This is a genomic window from Streptomyces sp. CLCI03, from assembly GCF_053615355.1.
Map to the genome: position 1 here is coordinate 5,416,316 of NZ_CM132132.1, position 17,674 is coordinate 5,433,989.

General features: G+C 71.8%; 16 protein-coding genes. 10 read left to right on the plus strand and 6 right to left on the minus strand.

Features of this window, described 5'->3' with window-relative positions; all coding sequences use genetic code 11:
- Nucleotides 1–3 precede the first annotated feature (3 nt).
- Genes ybeY through ACWG52_RS24960 form a run of 4 tightly spaced genes read left to right on the plus strand, consistent with a single transcriptional unit; the run spans nt 4 to nt 2,568 of the window.
- Nucleotides 4–501, plus strand: coding sequence for an rRNA maturation RNase YbeY (gene ybeY, locus ACWG52_RS24945; RefSeq protein WP_030715653.1), 498 nt, complete (start codon nt 4–6; stop codon nt 499–501).
- Nucleotides 498–1,802 carry a hemolysin family protein gene (locus tag ACWG52_RS24950; protein WP_030011941.1) on the plus strand — a complete coding sequence of 435 codons (1,305 nt, stop codon included), beginning with the start codon at nt 498–500 and terminating at the stop codon, nt 1,800–1,802. Before ybeY ends, ACWG52_RS24950 begins: the two co-directional genes overlap by 4 nt.
- Nucleotides 1,799–2,152, plus strand: coding sequence for an MmcQ/YjbR family DNA-binding protein (locus tag ACWG52_RS24955; RefSeq protein ID WP_389811830.1), 354 nt, complete (start codon nt 1,799–1,801; stop codon nt 2,150–2,152). Before ACWG52_RS24950 ends, ACWG52_RS24955 begins: the two co-directional genes overlap by 4 nt.
- Nucleotides 2,153–2,199: 47 nt before the next feature.
- Nucleotides 2,200–2,568 carry a cytidine deaminase gene (locus ACWG52_RS24960; protein WP_371587751.1) on the plus strand — a complete coding sequence of 123 codons (369 nt, stop codon included), beginning with the start codon at nt 2,200–2,202 and terminating at the stop codon, nt 2,566–2,568.
- Between the two features lie 341 nt (nt 2,569–2,909).
- Here the strand turns inward: ACWG52_RS24960 and ACWG52_RS24965 are convergent, their stop codons facing one another.
- Nucleotides 2,910–4,184 carry an MFS transporter gene (locus tag ACWG52_RS24965; RefSeq protein WP_390140110.1) on the minus strand — a complete coding sequence of 425 codons (1,275 nt, stop codon included), beginning with the start codon at nt 4,182–4,184 and terminating at the stop codon, nt 2,910–2,912.
- Between the two features lie 71 nt (nt 4,185–4,255).
- Here ACWG52_RS24965 and ACWG52_RS24970 point away from each other — a divergent pair, with 71 nt between their 5' ends.
- The 3 genes from ACWG52_RS24970 (at nt 4,256) to era (ending at nt 8,610) form a co-directional block, all read left to right on the plus strand.
- Entirely contained in the window at nt 4,256–5,320 is a 1,065-nt protein-coding gene (locus ACWG52_RS24970; RefSeq protein ID WP_453125968.1) for a GlxA family transcriptional regulator, read from the plus strand.
- A 117-nt stretch (nt 5,321–5,437) separates the two neighbouring features.
- A complete protein-coding gene (locus ACWG52_RS24975) occupies nt 5,438–6,733 on the plus strand; it encodes a WxL domain-containing protein (RefSeq protein ID WP_390167270.1) in 1,296 nt (431 codons plus the stop codon).
- Between the two features lie 926 nt (nt 6,734–7,659).
- On the plus strand, nt 7,660–8,610 hold the full coding sequence (gene era, locus ACWG52_RS24980) for a GTPase Era (RefSeq protein ID WP_030384631.1): 951 nt from the start codon (nt 7,660–7,662) through the stop codon (nt 8,608–8,610).
- Nucleotides 8,611–8,707: 97 nt separating this feature from the next.
- Here the strand turns inward: era and ACWG52_RS24985 are convergent, their stop codons facing one another.
- From ACWG52_RS24985 to ACWG52_RS25000, 4 genes are all read right to left on the minus strand, one after another.
- Entirely contained in the window at nt 8,708–9,385 is a 678-nt protein-coding gene (locus ACWG52_RS24985; protein WP_389811842.1) for a class I SAM-dependent methyltransferase, read from the minus strand.
- Nucleotides 9,386–9,488: 103 nt separating this feature from the next.
- Complete coding sequence (locus tag ACWG52_RS24990; protein ID WP_389811845.1) at nt 9,489–10,307, minus strand: GNAT family N-acetyltransferase; 819 nt, start codon at nt 10,305–10,307, stop codon at nt 9,489–9,491.
- Nucleotides 10,308–10,359: 52 nt separating this feature from the next.
- Nucleotides 10,360–10,629 carry a protealysin inhibitor emfourin gene (locus ACWG52_RS24995; protein WP_033224717.1) on the minus strand — a complete coding sequence of 90 codons (270 nt, stop codon included), beginning with the start codon at nt 10,627–10,629 and terminating at the stop codon, nt 10,360–10,362.
- Between the two features lie 9 nt (nt 10,630–10,638).
- Nucleotides 10,639–11,715 (minus strand): M4 family metallopeptidase, encoded by a 1,077-nt coding sequence (locus ACWG52_RS25000; protein ID WP_389811849.1) that lies wholly within the window; start codon nt 11,713–11,715, stop codon nt 10,639–10,641.
- A 366-nt stretch (nt 11,716–12,081) separates the two neighbouring features.
- On the opposite strand from ACWG52_RS25000, the gene leuA reads away from it, so the two are divergent.
- A complete protein-coding gene (gene leuA, locus ACWG52_RS25005; RefSeq protein WP_389811852.1) occupies nt 12,082–13,845 on the plus strand; it encodes a 2-isopropylmalate synthase in 1,764 nt (587 codons plus the stop codon).
- 84 nt (nt 13,846–13,929) lie between these two features.
- Here the strand turns inward: leuA and ACWG52_RS25010 are convergent, their stop codons facing one another.
- Nucleotides 13,930–14,688, minus strand: a complete 759-nt coding sequence (locus ACWG52_RS25010) for an SDR family NAD(P)-dependent oxidoreductase (protein ID WP_390140112.1) — start codon at nt 14,686–14,688, stop codon at nt 13,930–13,932.
- Nucleotides 14,689–14,859: 171 nt separating this feature from the next.
- Here ACWG52_RS25010 and ACWG52_RS25015 point away from each other — a divergent pair, with 171 nt between their 5' ends.
- Together ACWG52_RS25015 and ACWG52_RS25020 are read left to right on the plus strand one after the other, a co-directional pair.
- Nucleotides 14,860–15,555 carry a TerB family tellurite resistance protein gene (locus ACWG52_RS25015; protein ID WP_389811858.1) on the plus strand — a complete coding sequence of 232 codons (696 nt, stop codon included), beginning with the start codon at nt 14,860–14,862 and terminating at the stop codon, nt 15,553–15,555.
- Nucleotides 15,556–16,165: 610 nt separating this feature from the next.
- The gene (locus ACWG52_RS25020) at nt 16,166–17,650 is read left to right on the plus strand and encodes a nucleobase:cation symporter-2 family protein (protein ID WP_389811860.1); all 1,485 of its coding nucleotides are present in this window, start codon (nt 16,166–16,168) and stop codon (nt 17,648–17,650) included.
- The last annotated feature ends 24 nt before the right edge of the window (nt 17,651–17,674 follow it).

The following is a 17,674-nucleotide window of genomic DNA, read 5'->3' on the forward strand; positions in this document are numbered from 1 at the left end:
ACCATGTCGATCGACGTCAACAACGAGTCCGGAACCGAGGTCGACGAGCAGGCGATCCTCGACATCGCCCGCTACGCGCTCACCCGGATGCGGATCCACCCGCTCTCCGAGCTCTCCGTCATCGTCATCGACGAGGACGCCATGGAGCAGCTCCACATCCAGTGGATGGATCTGCCCGGTCCGACCGACGTCATGTCCTTCCCGATGGACGAGCTCCGTCCGCCGTCCAAGGACGAGGAGGAGCCCCCGCAGGGGCTCCTCGGCGACATCGTGCTCTGCCCCGAGGTCGCCAAGAGGCAGGGCGAGGAAGCCCCGACGCAGCACTCCATGGACGAGGAGCTCCAGCTCCTGACCGTCCACGGAGTGCTGCACCTGCTCGGCTACGACCACGAGGAGCCGGACGAGAAGGCCGAGATGTTCGGTCTCCAGGCGGCCATCGTCGACGGCTGGCGCGGCGAGCGCGGCATCACCGGCCCGTCCCCGGCACCGACCGTCTCGTGAACGCCCCCCAGCTGATCACCGGGGCGGTCCTGCTGGTCGTGGTGGCCTGGTTCGCGGCCTGCGCCGAGTCCGGCATCGCCCGTATCTCCAGCTTCCGGGCCGAGCAGGCCGTACGGGAGGGCCGGCGCGGCAGCGAGAAGCTCGCCCAGGTCGCCGGCGACCCCACCCGCTACCTCAATGTGGCCCTGCTCGTCCGGGTCACCTGCGAGATGGCGGCCGGGGTGCTCGTCACCTACGTCTGCCTCGACGAGTTCGGCGAGAACTGGACCGCGCTGCTCGTGGCCATCGCCGTCATGGTGCTCGTGTCCTTCGTCGCCGTCGGTGTCTCCCCGCGCACGATCGGCCGCCAACACCCGCTGAACACGGCGACGGCGGCCGCGTACGTCCTCGTCCCCCTGGCCCGGATCATGGGGCCGATCCCGCAGCTGCTGATCCTCATCGGCAACGCGCTCACGCCCGGCAAGGGTTTCCGCAAGGGGCCCTTCGCCTCCGAGGCAGAGCTGCGCGCGATGGTGGACCTCGCGGAGAAGGAATCGCTGATCGAGGACGACGAGCGCCGCATGGTGCACCAGGTCTTCGAGCTCGGCGACACGCTGGTGCGCGAGGTGATGGTGCCGCGCACCGACCTCGTCTGCATCGAGCGGTACAAGACGGTCCGTCAGGCGACCACGCTCGCGCTGCGGTCCGGCTTCTCCCGCATCCCGGTGACCGGGGAGAACGAGGACGACATAGTCGGGATCGTCTATCTGAAGGACCTGGTCCGCAAGACGCACATCAGCCGGGAGGCCGAGGCCGACCTGGTCTCGACCGCGATGCGGCCGGCCGTCTTCGTACCGGACACCAAGAACGCGGGCGATCTGCTGCGCGAGATGCAGCAGGTGCGCAACCACGTGGCCGTCGTCATCGACGAGTACGGCGGCACGGCCGGCATCGTCACCATCGAGGACATCCTCGAAGAGATCGTCGGCGAGATCACCGACGAGTACGACCGGGAACTCCCGCCGGTCGAGGACCTGGGCGAGGACCGCTACCGGGTCACCGCACGGCTGGACATCACCGACCTCGGTGAGCTGTTCAAGGTCGAGGCCTTCGACGACGAGGACGTGGAGACGGTCGGCGGACTGCTGGCGAAGGCACTGGGGCGGGTGCCGATCGCGGGCGCCTCCTCGGTGGTGGAACTGCCGGACGGGCGTCCGCTGCGGCTGACCGCCGAATCCCCGGCGGGCCGCCGGAACAAGATCGTGACGGTGCTGGTGGAGCCGGTCGCCGCGGCGGAGGCCGCGGGGGAGGAGGGGGAATGACCCCGGAGCAACTGCGTGCGTTCTGCCTGGGCTTCAACGCGGCGGTGGAGGAGTTCCCCTTCACGCCGGAGACCTCGGTGTTCAAGGTGCTGGGGAAGGTGTTCGCGCTGTCGGCGCTGGACGGGGAGCCGCTGAAGGTCAACCTGAAGTGCGACCCGGAGCTGGCGGTGCGACTGCGCGAGGAGCACGAGGCGATCGTGCCGGGCTACCACATGAACAAGCGGCACTGGAACACGGTGACGGTGGACGGGGTCCCCGACACGATGCTGCGTGAGCTCGTCGAGGACTCCTACGACCTGGTGGTCGCGGGGCTGCCGCGGGCGGAGCGACTGAAGCTCGACCGGCCCTGATCGGGGCCCCGGCGGGGTCGTTGCACGGCCGGACAGCGGCGCTCCCTATGCTTTCGACCATGACGGAGAGCACCGGGATCGACCCCGAGGACAGCAAGATCATCACGCTGGCGCGCAGCGCCCGGGCCCGTAACGGGGTGCCCGAGGGGGCGGCGGTGCGGGACGAGACGGGCCGCACGTACGTCGCCGGGACGGTGGAGCTCGACTCCCTGAAACTGAGCGCGCTGCGGACCGCGGTCGCGATGGCCGTGGCCAGCGGGGCGCGGTCGCTGGAGGCGGCGGCCGTCGTCACGGCGGCGGACGCTCCGGCCGACGCGGATCGCGCGGCGGTGCGTGACCTCGGCGGCCCGGACACCCCGGTCCTCCTCGCCGCCCCGGACGGCACCCTGAAGTCGACGACCCCGGCCGGCCCCTAGCCTCCCGGCGGGGCGGCGGACGACCCCGGCTCGCCGGCCGACCTCGCTGCCAACTCCGGCTGCGCCGGCCCATCCAGCCTCGCCGGCGTTTGAGGCGCGGGGTCTGGGCGGAGCCCCAGGGAACCCGGCTCCGACGGGCACCGGGCTCCGCCCGGACCCGCGCCTCAAACGCCGGCGAGGCTGGATCGGCCCGGGTTTCGGGCGCCGGCGAGGCTGGATCGGCCCGGGTTTCGGACGCCGGCGAGGCTGGATCGGCCCGGGTTTCGGACGCCGGCGAGGCTGGATCGGCCCGGGTTTCGGACGCCGGTGAAGGGTCGTGTGTGGTTGCCCCCGCCGGGAGGCTATCGGCGGCGGATCGTCATCGCCATCAGCGCAGCCATCGCGCACAGCGCGCCCGACGCGTACCAGACGGTGTCGTACGAGCCGGTGAGGTCGCGGGTCAGGCCGCCCAGGAACGCCACCAGGGCCGCGCCGATCTGGTGCGAGGCCAGGACCCAGCCGAAGACGATCGCGCCGTCCTCCCCGTAGTGCTCGCGGCACAGCGCGATCGTCGGCGGGACGGTCGCGACCCAGTCCAGGCCGTAGAAGACGATGAAGAAGACCAGCGGCGGTCGCACCGACGGCGCCAGCAGGATCGGTAGGAAGAGCAGCGAGATCCCGCGCAGGGCGTAGTAGACGGCCAGCAGTCGCCGCGAGTCGAAGCGGTCCGTGAACCAGCCCGAGGCCACCGTGCCGATCACGTCGAACACGCCGACCACCGCCAGCAGCCCGGCGGCCGCCGTCACCGGCATGCCGTGGTCGTGGGCGGCGGGCACGAAGTGGGTCTTGACCAGGCCGTTGGTCGAGGCGCCGCAGATCGCGAAGGTGCCCGCCAGCAGCCAGAACGGGCCGGTCCGGGCCGCGTCGACGAGTACCCGCAGGGCCCGCCGGGTCGCGCCCGGGGTCGGGGCCGGCTTCTCCACGTACGTGCCGCCGTACGGCGCGAGCCCCACGTCCGCCGGGTGGTCGCGCATCAGCAGCCACACGAAGGGGGTGACGGCCAGCGCCGACAGGGAGACCGTCACCGTCGCCGGGCGCCAGCCGTGGTGCTCGACCAACCAGGCCAGCAGCGGCAGGAAGACCAGCTGACCGGAGGCCCCGGCCGCGGTCAGGACGCCGGTGACCAGGCCGCGCCGGGCGGTGAACCAGCGGTTCGTCACCGTCGCCGCGAAGGCCAGGGCCATGGAGCCGCTGCCCAGCCCCACGAGGACGCCCCAGAACAGCACGAGCTGCCAGGGCTCGGTCATCCACACCGTGGCCAGCGAGCCCGAGGCGATGACGAGCAGGGCCAGGGCCACGACCCGGCGGATGCCGAAACGATCCATCAGGGCCGCGGCGAAGGGCGCGGTGAGCCCGTACAGCGCGAGATTGACCGATACGGCGAGGCCGATGGTGCCGCGTGACCAGTCGAACTCCGCGTGCAGCGGCTCGATGAGCAGTCCGGGCAGGGAGGCGAAACCGGCCGCGCCGATGATCGTCACGAATGCGACGGCGGCGACGAACCAGGCGCGGTGGACGCGTCCGGCCTGGCGGGGGGTGGGCGAGGGGGCCGTGGAGGGAGGGGCTGTCTGGGACACCTCGACAGCTTCCGGCCACCGCGCCATCGCGCGACAGTGGCTCGAACGTCATGGTTCGATACGATCGGGCCATGGAGTCGGAGAAGTCGCGGAAGCCGGCGCACCGGGTCGTCGTCCTCGCCCTCACCGGGTTGCTGCCCTTCGAGCTCGGCATCCCGCACCGGATCTTCGGGCGGGCCAAGGACCCGGCCGGGCGACCGCTGTACGAGATCCTCACGTGCGGGCTCGCCCCGGGGGCGGTGCGCACGGACGCCGACTTCGCGATCCACGTCGAGCACGGTCCCGAACTGCTGGCCACCGCCGACACGGTGGTGGTGCCGGCCTCGTACGAGCTGGGCCCGGTGCACGAGGAGGGCCGGCTGACCGACGAGCTGGCGGCGGCCCTCGCCCACATCCGGCCCGGCACCCGGCTGGTCTCCATCTGCACGGGCGGCTACGTCCTCGCCGCCGCCGGATACCTGGACGGGCGCCCGGCGACCACCCACTGGGCCTGCGCCGCGCACTTCCAGCGGCTCTTCCCGGCCGTCCGGGTCGACCCCGACGTGCTCTACACCGACGACGGCGACGTGCTGACCTCGGCCGGCGTCGCCGCCGGGGTCGACCTGTGCCTGCACATCGTGCGCCGCGACCACGGCGCGGCCGTCGCCAACGAGGTGGCCCGGCGGACGGTCGTACCTCCCCACCGGGAGGGCGGGCAGGCGCAGTTCATCGCGCGCCCGATGCCGGAGCCGCAGCTCGCCAGCACCACGGCGGCCCGCGCGTGGGTGCTGGACCGGCTGCACGAACCGCTCCGGCTGACCGACCTGGCCCGGCAGGAGGCCATGTCGGTACGGACCTTCACGCGCCGCTTCCGCGAGGAGTCGGGCGTCAGCCCCGGCCGGTGGATCGTCGACCGGCGGGTGGAGCGGGCGCGGCAGCTGCTGGAGCAGACGGAGCTGCCGATGGAGCAGGTGGCGCGGGACAGCGGCTTCGGTACGGCCCAGTCGCTGCGCAAGCACGTCCAGGCGGCGCTCGGGGTGAGTCCGACCGCGTACCGCCGCACCTTCCGTGCGGCGTGCGTGCCGGGGCCGGGGCCGGAGCCGAGCAACCTGACATCTCTTGATGGGCCATCAGATGGTGCCGGAGCCGTGCATTGACTTCTCCCGCCCTCCGCTCGTGAATGGCCCCCTGCGCCGGGCTCGGGCGCGCGGGAACCTAAGGGGCGGGCAGTGCGAACAGGGGCGCGGAAGCGGAGATGGCCGGCGGCCGTAGGCCTGGTCGTGCTGGCGGCCACGACCGGGGGCGCGCTCGGCGCACCCGCCGCGGCCGAGGGGGAGACACCCCCGGGCCAGGTCGACTTCCCGACCCACTGCCCGGCCCCCCAGGAGGCCGGGCTCCCGCCTGCGGACGGACCGACCACCGCGCGGATCACCGTCGACAACCCGGCCCCGCAGGTCGGCGACACCGTCACCGTCACCTATCAGGTGGTGCGCACCCCCGCCGTCAACCCGGTCGGGGGCGAACTCCCCGCCGACGTGCTGACCCCGACCGGCCGGATCCTGCTGGCGGGCGCCCAGAGCGGCGAGATCACCGTGGTCGGGGCCGAACGCAACGACCCCGTCCCGGCGGGCGCGGCGCTTCCCGCCGTCACGATGACCGGCACCTTCACCGTCACCGCACCCGGCGAGACCACGCTCGCCCCGGGCGGCTACACCCTGCACACCAGCCACCTGCTGGACCTGGACACCCTCTGCACCACCGACGCCGCGTCCCCCGCTCCCGTCTCCGCCCGACTGACCGCGACCGCGCTGCCGACGGCCAACCTGCGCAGCGTCTTCCTCGGCGCGGCCCAGGGCCGGCCGGGTGCCAAGGTCGAGGTCACCGCCGCCGGCTTCCCGCCGGGCGCGGTCGTCACGGTCGCCGGGCGGGCCGGCGCCGCCGAGACGGCCGACCGGGCGAGCGCCACCGCCGACGAACGGGGCACGGCCCTGGTCGAGCTACCGGTCACGGACAGGGCCACCACCGCGGTGATCGCCTACGAGGGCGCCGCCTGGTCGGCGCGCCAGGGCTCGGGGCCGGCCGCGTACACGGTCATCGACGCCGTCGCGCCGCCGGCCCCCACCGTCCGGAAGGTCACGGCCACCGTCGAGCCGGGCGTCCTGGGCATGACCCAGACCGGCGAGGACATCACCCTGGGCGCCGTCCCGTACGGCGACGGCGGCGCCGCCCCCGGCCGGATCGGGACGGTGACGGTGACCGACGCCCGCGGCGGCCAGGCCGGCTGGTCCCTGATCGGCAAGGTCACCGACTTCACCGGTCCCGGCGGGATCCGCATCCCGGGCGCCTCCCTGTCCTGGACCCCGACGTGCGTGGCCGCGGCGGGCAGTCGGAGCGTTTGTACGGCGGGCAGCGCGGGCGTGGTCGGGCCGGAGGGGGCCCTCCTCGCCTCCACCCCCGACGCGCCGCTGGTCGCAGGCACCTTCACCATCGACGCCACGGTGACGCTGCGGGTGCCGCCGTACACCCCGCCGGGCGCGTACACGGCGGTCCTGACCCTGACCCTGTCGTGACGGGCCGCCCGCGGCTGCCGCGGCGGGGACGGCTCCGCGTGGCGACGGCGGCGCTGCTCGGCGGCATCTTCCTCGGCGGACCCGCCGGGACGGCCACCGCCGACGACGGGCAGTGGTCCGTGCTGCCCGTCGCGAACACCGTCGGGCAGCGGCCCTCCTTCTACCTCGCCGCCGCGCCCGGCCGGTCCGTCGCCGACGCCGTCACCCTCACCAACCGCACCGACCGACCCCGCACCTTCCGGCTGTACGTCGCCGACGCCTACAACACCGCCCGCGACGGCGGTTTCGCCCTGCGCGGCCCCGACGAACCGCGGCTGACCACCGCCGCGTGGGCGAAGCTCGACCGGGACAGGGTCACCGTCGCGGCCCGCGCGTCGGTCGCCGTCGGCTTCACCCTCACCGTCCCCGACCGGGCGGAACCAGGAGACCACCCCGGCGCCGTCGTGGCCTTGGAGGAACGGCCGGCCGCCGCGGCCGACACCGGCCGGGGGATCGACGTACAGCGGGCCGTCGCCGCCCGGCTGTACCTGCGGGTGACCGGCCCCACCGCCCCCGCCCTCACCGTCCGGGACGTCACCGTCCACCGTCGCGGCTCCGGCACGGACATCTCGTACACGCTCCACAACATCGGCAATGTCACCCTTCGCCCCCGGGCCACCCTCACCGCCACCGGGGCCCTCGGCCGTCCGCTCCACGCCCAGCGGCTCGGCGGGCTGCCCGCGGAGCTGCTGCCGGGTCAGGAAGTACGGCTCGGGGCCCGTTGGGAGGGCGCGCCCAGAGCGGAATGGGCCGAGGTCACCGTGCGCGCCCGGGCCGACGGAACCACAGCTCAGGGCCGTGCGGACCTCGCCGAGTACCCCTCGCTCACGGCCGTGCCGGCCCTCGTCGTCGTGATCTGGTCGGCGCTGGGAGCCGCATCGGGGAGAATGGCCCGTATGAGCGATCGTTCCCCCGAGTCCACCGCCCCGCACCGTGCGGGGTTCGCCTGCTTCGTCGGCCGCCCCAACGCGGGGAAGTCGACCCTCACCAACGCACTCGTGGGCACCAAGGTCGCGATCACCTCCAACCGGCCGCAGACCACCCGCCACACCGTTCGCGGCATCGTGCACCGCCCCGACGCCCAGCTCGTCCTCGTGGACACGCCCGGCCTCCACAAGCCGCGCACCCTGCTCGGCGAGCGCCTCAACGACGTCGTACGGACCACCTGGGCCGAGGTCGACGTCATCGGCTTCTGCCTGCCGGCCGACCAGAAGCTCGGCCCCGGCGACAAGTTCATCGCCAAGGAGCTCGCGGGGATCAAGAAGACCCCCAAGATCGCCATCATCACCAAGACCGACCTGGTCGAGTCCAAGCAGCTCGCCGAGCAGCTCCTCGCCGTGCACCAGCTCGGTGCCGAGCTCGGCTTCGAGTGGGCCGAGATCGTTCCCGTCTCGGCCGTCGGCGACACCCAGGTCCAGCTGCTGGCCGACCTGATCGCGCCGCTGCTGCCGGAGAGCCCGCCGCTCTACCCGGAGGGCGACCTCACCGACGAGCCCGAGATGGTCATGGTCGCGGAGCTGATCCGCGAGGCCGCGCTGGAGGGCGTACGGGACGAGCTCCCGCACTCCATCGCCGTGGTCGTGGAGGAGATGATCCCGCGCGAGAACCGTCCGGCGGACCGCCCGCTGCTCGACATCCACGCCAACGTCTACATCGAGCGGCCGAGCCAGAAGGGCATCATCATCGGCCCGAAGGGCTCCCGTCTGAAGGAGGTCGGGATGAAGTCGCGCAAGCACATCGAGGCGCTGCTCGGCACCCCGGTCTTCCTCGACCTGCACGTGAAGGTCGCCAAGGACTGGCAGCGCGACCCCAAGCAGCTGCGCAAGCTCGGTTTCTGAGGCGCGAGCCGCACCACGCGACGACACGACGAACGGACGCCGCCCCCGCACGGGGTCGCGTCCGTTCGTCGTTCCGTCCCTCTGCCGGGCCGTCCGGCTACGCGGGCCGGCGCACCCGCACCACGTTGTCCGTACGGGTTCCGGGCGTGCCGTCGGGCTGGTTCTGGATCCGCTCGGTCTCCTCGGCCCGCAGGACCTCCCAGCCCGCCGTGACCGGTTCGAGCTGCGCGAGGACCTCCTCGGGCGTGGGGAAGTGCGCCTCCTCCCGCTCCTCCTGCCACGGCGCCCAGCCCGCGTGGCCGACCACCAGCAGGGTGCCGCCGGGGGCCACGGCCGAGGCGGCCGCACGCAGGACGGCGTCCCGGGGGAAGTCCCCGTAGTTGTGCAGGAAGCACGCCGAGACGAGGTCGAACTCCCCTTCCGGGAAGGACTCCGTCAGATCGTGCCGGGCGAAGGCGATCCGGTCCGCGACCTCGGCCTCGGCCGCGTGCTCGGCCGCCCGGCCGAGGGCGACCCCGGAGATGTCGGTCCCGGTGACCGTCCATCCGCGGCGGGCCAGCCAGACGGCGTCGGCGCCCTCCCCGCACCCCAGGTCCAGGGCCCGGCCCGGGGCGAGCGCGGACACCTCGTGCACCAGCATGGCGTTGGCCTCACCGCTCCAGATCCGGTCGCTCTCCCCGTAGCGGCCGTCCCAGAAGGCCTCCCCGGCGGGCGGCGCGTCGGCGGGGTGGTCGTGGGAGTGTGCGTGGGTGTGCGTGTGGGTGTGCTCGGTCATGGGTCCCTCTTCCATTACGGGTGCCGGTTCGGCCGATGCTCCGCCCGCCCGGCGCCCTACGGCAAACTTTGTTGCCGACTCGGCAAAGAGGAATCCGAAGCGGTCACTCCTCGGGCTCGGCGATCAGAGCCGTGGCCACGCGACGGAAGCCGATGCGGGCGTAGACGCGGGCCACGTCCTCGTCGCCCGCCGAGAGGAAGACCGTACGGGCCCCGCGCTCGCGGGCCAGGGCGACCAGGGCGGCCGTGACCCCGAGGGCCAGGCCCTGACGGCGGGCCGAGGGCAGGGTGCCGACACCCACGACCTCCACGACGTCCCCGACCGGGTTGTACTGGCCGGCGCACAGCACCACGCCGTCCCGGACGGCCGCGGCCAGGGCCGTGGTGCCCGCCGCCAGCTTGCCGGACACCCGGGCCCTGCCCTCCTCGGCCGCAGGCTGCGTCATCGCGGCCGCCAGCTCCGCTGGTCCGGCCTCGCCCACGGCCGTTCCCGGGGCCGCGAAGGCCAGGGCCGGGACCGTCACCGCGGCGGTCAGCAGCGGATCGTCGGCGTCGAGCAGCCGGACCTCCGGGTGCGGGGGCAGGGCCTCGGCCGCGGGGTCCAGGACCATCAGGGGGTGCGCGTGGACCCGCAGTCCGGCGGCTTCCACCGCGGCCCGGAGCGAAGGGCTGGTTTCGGCCACCCACTCGAAGGCCTCGGGCACCTTCAGCTCACGCTGGCGCTCCCAGACCCGTTCCACGTCGGCCCGGGTCGCCTCGGGACCGTCGAGCGTGGGCCGCGCGTAGTACGGCCAGCCCGTGCCCTCCTGGACGAACAGCGTCAGCGGGCCGAAGTCCTCGGCGCGGGCCCCGCCCACCCGCGGCACCGTGTCGTAGTACCGCTCCAGCTCGGACAGCGTCGAATCGATCATGTGGTTGGTCATTCGGCCATCCAAACAAAGCGGCGCCGACCGGGCACCTTCTTTCCCGGCCGGCTCAGGCGCCCTCCTTCAGGACGCGCGAGATCAGCGCCCGCTGGGCGTCCGACAGGTGCGGCTCCGCGCACGCCACCGTCCGCCCGTCCACCGTGATCCGGTACGAGAAGCCGTCCCGGACCCGGTCCGCCGGGTCGCCCGGCGGGGCGGGCCGCAACGCGAGCTGGGCCAGGGCCCGCCACTCGTCCTCGTCCGGTCGGCCCGTGGTGTCCACCTCGGCCCGGCGCTCGATGCCCGCGAAGCCGCCCGTCCGTACCACCTGAATGCGCATGGGAGCCCTCTACCCCGCGAGCGGGACACCCACCGCGGACCACGCCTTCTGGAGCGCCTGGTGCTCGGCGCCTCCGTCCCCGTACCGGGTCACGGCCGCCGCCGTCGAGAGTCGCGCGAAGTCCGCGAAGTCCGCGTTCTCGGCGAGCTGTCCGCCGGTCAGGGTGTCGTACCAGATCTGTCCGGCCCGCTCCCAGGCCTTGCCGCCCAGCTCGGTCGCCACGATGTAGAAGGCGTGGTTGGGGATGCCGGAGTTGATGTGGACCCCACCGTTGTCGCTGTGGGTGTTCACGTAGTCGTCCATCGTGGCCGGCTGCGGGTCCTTGCCGAGTTCGTCGTCGTCGTACGCGGTCCCCGGCGCCTTCATCGAGCGCAGTGCGACCCCGGTGACCTCGGGACCGAGCAGCCCGGCCCCGATCAGCCAGTCGGCCTGCTCGGCGGTCTGCTCCAGCGAGTACTGCTTGATCAGCGAGCCGAAGACGTCGGACATCGACTCGTTCAGGGCGCCGGACTGGCCGCGGTAGATCAGGTTCGCCGTGTACTGGGTGACCCCGTGGGTCAGCTCGTGCCCGATGACGTCCACGGACACGGTGAAGTCGAGGAAGAGGTCCCCGTCACCGTCGCCGAAGACCATCTGCCGGCCGTCCCAGAAGGCGTTGTTGTAGTCCTCGCTGTAATGGACGGTCGCGTCCAGGGGGAGCCCGGCGTCGTCGATGGAGCGCCGACCGAAGCCCTTGAGGAACAGGTCGTAGGTGGCCCCGAGCCCGGCGTAGGCACGGTTGACGGTGGCGTCCTTGCTCAGCGGGTCGCCCTCGCCCCGGACCTTCTTCCCGGGCAGCCGGGTGCGGTGCTGGGCGTCGTAGACGGTCCGGTCCGGATCGTCGGAGGCCGTCACGGCAAGGGTGGGGACGACCCCCCGGACGGCGGTGACCCGGCGCCGGGTACGCAGCAGGGAGTCGCGTTCCAGGGTGCGCTGGGCGAGGTCGGCGCGGCGGGAGTCCTCGGAGCGGGCGGCCTTGTCGAGGAGGTGCGGGGGGACGACGGTGCAGAAGACGGGGTGATGGCGGTGGGTGTGGGAGGCATCCATGCCCGGCAATGTGGCAGTGGGTCATGACGCTGTCACTACCTGCGACCATGATTCATTCACTTGTCTGAAAGCGATGACGCCGGATTGACGGAACAACCGGACCCGGCGGGAGCAAGCGAGGCTTGGCTCACATTTGGGGCAAATCGGACCCTCGGGTCTTGCATACTGAAACAGGTCCTCGCGCAACGGCGCGGCTCGGCTAGGCTCGGCCCATCATGCGTTTCGGGCTGCTTCTCCTTAGCTGCCGCGGCGAGGGTCTGTAGTCGTAGGCCGACCCCCTCCCCGCGGAGTTTGGTGTTGCGGTTTTCACTACCGCCGTCGGCCGTCCCAGCGAACTACACGCGGACACGCGAGGAGCCCAACGCCATGAGCCAGCAGCCTTTTGTCGGTCGCCCCACGCCCATCACGAACGCGACCCACACCCAGAAGACCTCCGGGATGCCGATCCACAAGTACGGCTCGTACGAGCAGGTGGACATCCCGGACCGGACCTGGCCGGACGCCCGTGTCACCAAGGCCCCCCGCTGGCTCTCCACCGATCTGCGTGACGGCAACCAGTCGCTGATCGACCCGATGACCCCGGCCCGCAAGCGCGAGATGTTCGACCTGCTGGTACGCATGGGCTACAAGGAGATCGAGGTAGGTTTCCCCTCCTCCGGCGAGACCGACTTCGCCTTCGTGCGCTCCATCATCGAAGAGGGCGCGATCCCGGACGACGTCACCATCTCCGTACTGACCCAGGCCCGCGAGGACCTGATCGAGCGGACCGTGGAGTCCCTGGTCGGCGCGAAGCGCGCCACCGTGCACCTGTACAACGCGACCGCCCCGACCTTCCGCCGGGTCGTCTTCCGCGGCTCCAAGGAGCAGATCAAGCAGATCGCCGTCGACGGCACCCGCCTGGTCATGGAGTACGCCGACAAGCTGCTGGGTCCCGAGACCACCTTCGGCTACCAGTACAGCCCGGAGATCTTCACCGACACCGAGCTGGACTTCGCCCTGGAGGTCTGCGAGGCCGTCTGCGACGTCTGGCAGCCGGCCGAGGGTCGCGAGATCATCCTGAACCTGCCCGCCACCGTGGAGCGTTCGACGCCGTCCACGCACGCGGACCGCTTCGAGTGGATGGCCCGCAACCTGACCCGCCGCGAGCACATCTGCATCTCCGTGCACCCGCACAACGACCGGGGCACCGCCGTTGCCGCCGCCGAGCTGGCCCTGATGGCCGGCGCCGACCGCATCGAGGGCTGCCTGTTCGGGCAGGGCGAGCGCACCGGCAACGTCGACCTGATCACCCTGGGCATGAACCTGTTCTCCCAGGGCATCGACCCGCAGATCGACTTCTCGCAGATCGACGAGATCCGTCGCACCAGCGAGTACTGCAACCAGATGGAGGTCCACCCGCGCCACCCCTACGCGGGCGACCTGGTCTACACCGCCTTCTCCGGCTCCCACCAGGACGCCATCAAGAAGGGCTTCGACGCCATGGAGGCCGACGCGGCCGCCCAGGGCAAGACCGTGGACGACATCGAGTGGGCCGTTCCGTACCTGCCGATCGACCCGAAGGACGTCGGCCGCTCCTACGAGGCGGTCATCCGGGTCAACTCGCAGTCCGGCAAGGGCGGCATCGCCTACGTCCTGAAGAACGACCACAAGCTGGACCTGCCGCGCCGCATGCAGATCGAGTTCTCCCGGATCATCCAGGCCAAGACCGACTCCGAGGGCGGAGAGGTCACGCCCAAGGCGATCTGGTCGGTCTTCGAGGACGAGTACCTGCCCAACCCCGAGAACCCGTGGGGCCGCATCCAGCTGCGCTCCGGTTCGACGGCCACCGACAAGGACGGCACGGACACCCTGACCGTCGAGGCGGTCGTGGACGGTGTGGAGACGGTCCTGGACGGTACCGGCAACGGTCCGATCTCGGCCTTCTTCGACGCCCTGGCCGGCATCGGCATCGACGCCCGCCTGCTGGACTACACCGAGCACACCATGAGCGAGGGCGCCTCCGCCGTGGCCGCCTCGTACATCGAGTGCGCGATCGACGGCCGCGTCCTGTGGGGCATCGGCATCGACGCCAACACCACCCGCGCCTCCCTGAAGGCGGTCATCTCCGCCGTCAACCGCGCGGGTCGCTGACCACTCGTACGTGAGCCCCGTCGCCCTCCTCCGGGAAGGCTGCGGGGCTCCGTCGTTCCTCCGCGGGCCGGTGCGGGGGCGGGCTCAGCGGGCCAGGTAGCCGCCGTCCACCGGCAGGACCACGCCCGTCACGAACGAGGCCGCGTCCGAGGCGAGGAAGGCGATCACACGGGCCACCTCCTCCGGCTCCCCGAGCCGGCCCATCGGGTGCGCCCCCGTGATCTCCGACAGGTACTCCGGCCCGCCCGGCTCGTCCCGCAGCGCGATCACCCGCTCCGTACGGATGGTTCCCGGTGCCACCGCGTTGACCCGGATCCCGTGCGCGGCCCACTCCACCGCGAGGTGCTTGGTCAGCCCCGACGCCACGAATTTCGCGGGCCCGTACGCGGCCTGGCGGGCCTGCCCGGCCACCCCCGAGATCGACGACACGCAGACCAGAGCCCCACCGGGGCGGGGCTGCGCGGTCATCGCCTCGATGGCGTACTTGCAGGTCAGGAACATGCCGCGGCCGTCGACGGCCATGACGTGGTCCCAGTCCTCGGCACTGGTCTCCCGTACGTCGGAGAGGGGGAGCACTCCGGCGTTCGCCACGGCGACGTCCAGGCGCCCGTAGGCCTCGACGGCGGCCGCGACCATCGCGCGGTTGGCCTCCGGATCGGCGACGTCACCGGCGACCGCGGTGATCGCGTACCCCTCGGCGGCCAGTTCCGTACGGAGGGCCTCCACCCCGGGGCCATTGATGTCGGCCGCGGTCACCCGGGCCCCGGAACGGGCCAGCAGCAGGGCGGTGGCCCGGCCGATCCCGCTCGCGGCGCCGGTGACCAGACAGGACTTCTCGTTCATGCGGCGAACCCTAGGGGGAGCGGGCGGGGGGTGGGGGGACGTCGGGGACGTAGACCGGCCAAGTCCGGGGCCGGGGACATGTTGTCTTGTCACACGGCTGACGCATCCTCATCGATGTGGCTAACATCACGCCAACCCGGCGATGTTGCCGGAAGGTTACGGAGGTGCGACGTGCTGCCAGTTCGGGGTGGGGACGGCCGGAAGCTGACGGTCTGGGGCACCCGTACCACCTGGAGCACCGTGGGCGACGGGGAGTTCTTCTGCCCCGCCTGCGGTGGCGACCGCAATTACCGCAGGCGGACCGGGCGGCGCCGGTTCACCGTCCTCGGGGTGCCGCTGCTGCCCCGCGGGCAGGCCGGTCCCGTCATCGAGTGCCAGGGCTGCCGCGCGCGCTTCGCCACCGACGTCCTGGACCACCTCACCACGACCCGGTTCACGGCCCTCCTGCGCGATGCCGTGCACACCGTGGCGCTGGCCGTGCTCACCGCGGGCGGGACGGCCTCGCGCAGCGCGCTGGAGGCCGCCGTGGGCGCCGTACGGGCCGCGGGCTTCCAGGAGTGCACCGAGGAGCAGCTGGAGTCCCTCGTGGAGGCGCTGTCCACGGACGAGGGCCGGCAAGGCCTGTACGACGTCCCGGAGTGCTGCGGGGCCGCGCTGTCGATAGAGCTGCACGAGGCCCTGGAACCGCTGGCCCCGCACCTGGCCGGCCCGGGTCGTGAATCGATCCTGCTCCAGGGGGCCCGGATCGCGCTCGCGGACGGCCCGTACACCCCGGCCGAGCGCGAGGTGCTGGCGACGGTCGGCTCGGCGCTGCGGATCGACACGGACGAGGTGGCCCGACTGCTGTCGGCGGTACGCGCTCCCTGAGGGGTGCCACGGATCCCGCACGAGCGGCCCCGCGCGAATTCCTCGCGCGGGGCCGCTTCGTGTCCGAACCGTGGACTCCGGAGGGGCCGTTCCGTCCGAAACGGGCCTCCGCGACGTAACGATCCGGCCTCGCAGGGCCTGTTTCGGGACGCGTGAACGTCGTGTGAACGGTGTGGGCGCATGCTCGGTGCCCGATGTGTCCACCAGTCGGACGGTCGGAACAGGGCCTTCGAGTTTGCCCGTCCGAAGGGCTGCAAAGGCCGTATGCGCACGTCACGGTGTATGTGCTTCACGGTCGCGCGGTGGGAGGACCCGGCTCCGCACCCCTGTGCGCATACCCCCCGCCGAGGACTGCGCACCACTGGAGAAACCTACAGATCCGACGGGCCTGAACGTCAACAGTTTGTCGAAGTCGACGATATGTGTGGCGCCTCCCACAGGCGTTCAATTCCGGTCACACGACAAGACGGCGCCGTCAACACAGCGCGGCTTCGATTCACCTCAGCGTGAATGCACTGACAACCCTGGCGTACCAACGGGTTAGCGACCCACTACGCCCAGGGATAACCAGATCTCCTCTCACTTACCTACCTTGAAGGGCAAGGCTGAGATGGCACGTGTCGCCGCCCGGCTTTCCACCGACGGAGAGCAGAGCACGCACCCGGTCGACGAGGTGCTCCCCCTCCCCAAGCTCGCGCTGTACGGCTTCCAGCACGTACTCGCCTTCTACGCCGGCGCGGTGATCGTCCCGATCATCGTCGGCAACGCGCTGAAGCTGAGCCCTGAACAGCTGGTCTACCTGATCAACGCGGACCTCTTCACCTGCGGTATCGCCTCGATCATCCAGGCCTGGGGCATCGGCCGGATCGGCGCGCGCCTGCCGCTGATCCAGGGCGTGACCTTCACAGCGGTCTCCCCGATGATCGCCATCGGCCTCGGGGCCGGCGGCGGCACCGCCGCCCTGCTCGTCATCTACGGTGCGGTGATCACCGCGGGTATCGCCACCTTCGCCTTCGCCTGGCTACCGGCCAAGGCGTTCCGGACGGTGATGCGGCTGTTCCCGCCGGTCGTGACCGGCACGGTGATCACGGTGCTGGGCATCGTCCTGATCCCGGTCGGTCTCAACGACGCGGCCGGCGGCCTCGGCAGCCCCGACTTCGGAGACCCGAAGAACTTCGCCTACGCCGGCGGCACGATGCTCTTCATCCTGATCCTGATGAAGATCGGCAAGCCGTTCCTCTCCAGCATCTCGATCCTCCTCGGCCTGGTCGTCGGCACCACCGTCGCCTTCCTGCTCGGCGACGCGAAGTTCGGCGACGTGAGCAACTCCGACTGGATCGGCGTCACCACCCCCTTCCACTTCGGTGCCCCGAAGTTCGAGTGGTTCCCGATCGTCCTGATGCTCATCGTCATGCTGATCACCATGGTCGAGACGACCGGTGACACCTACGCCGTCGGTGACATCGTCGGCAAGGAGGTCGACAGCGAGACCGTGGCCCGCGCCCTGCGTGCCGACGGCGCCGCGACCGCCCTCGGCGGTGTCCTCAACTCCTTCCCGTACGTGGCCTTCGCCGAGAACGTCGGCCTGGTGCGGATGACGAAGGTGAAGAGCCGGTTCGTGGTGGTCGCCGCGGGTGTCTTCATGATCGTCCTGGGTCTGCTCCCCAAGGCCGCCGCGATCGTCGCCGCCGTCCCGCACGGAGTCCTCGGCGGCGCCGCGACCGTCATGTTCGCCATGGTCGCCCTCGCCGGTATCCAGACCCTGGCCAAGGTGGACCTGAAGGAGGAGAAGAACGCACTGATCGTCGGCGTCTCCCTCGCCTTCGCCCTGCTCCCCGCGACCGTCCCGGTCTTCTTCACCAAGCACATGGACCCGGACCTGTCCTCGCTGCTCAACAGCGGCGTGACCCTCGGCGCCACGGCCGCCATCGTCCTCAACCTGATCTTCAACGGCCTGGGCAAGGAAGGCGCCCACGACGCCCCCAAGGTCGAACTGCCCGCCCAGGTGGCGGCGGCCGGGGACAGCGCGGACTCCGCAGCAGCCGTACCGGCCCCGTCGGGTGAGGGCGAAGAAGCCCGGACCCCGGCCTCCTGACCCTCCCAAGGGGTGGACCCCGGC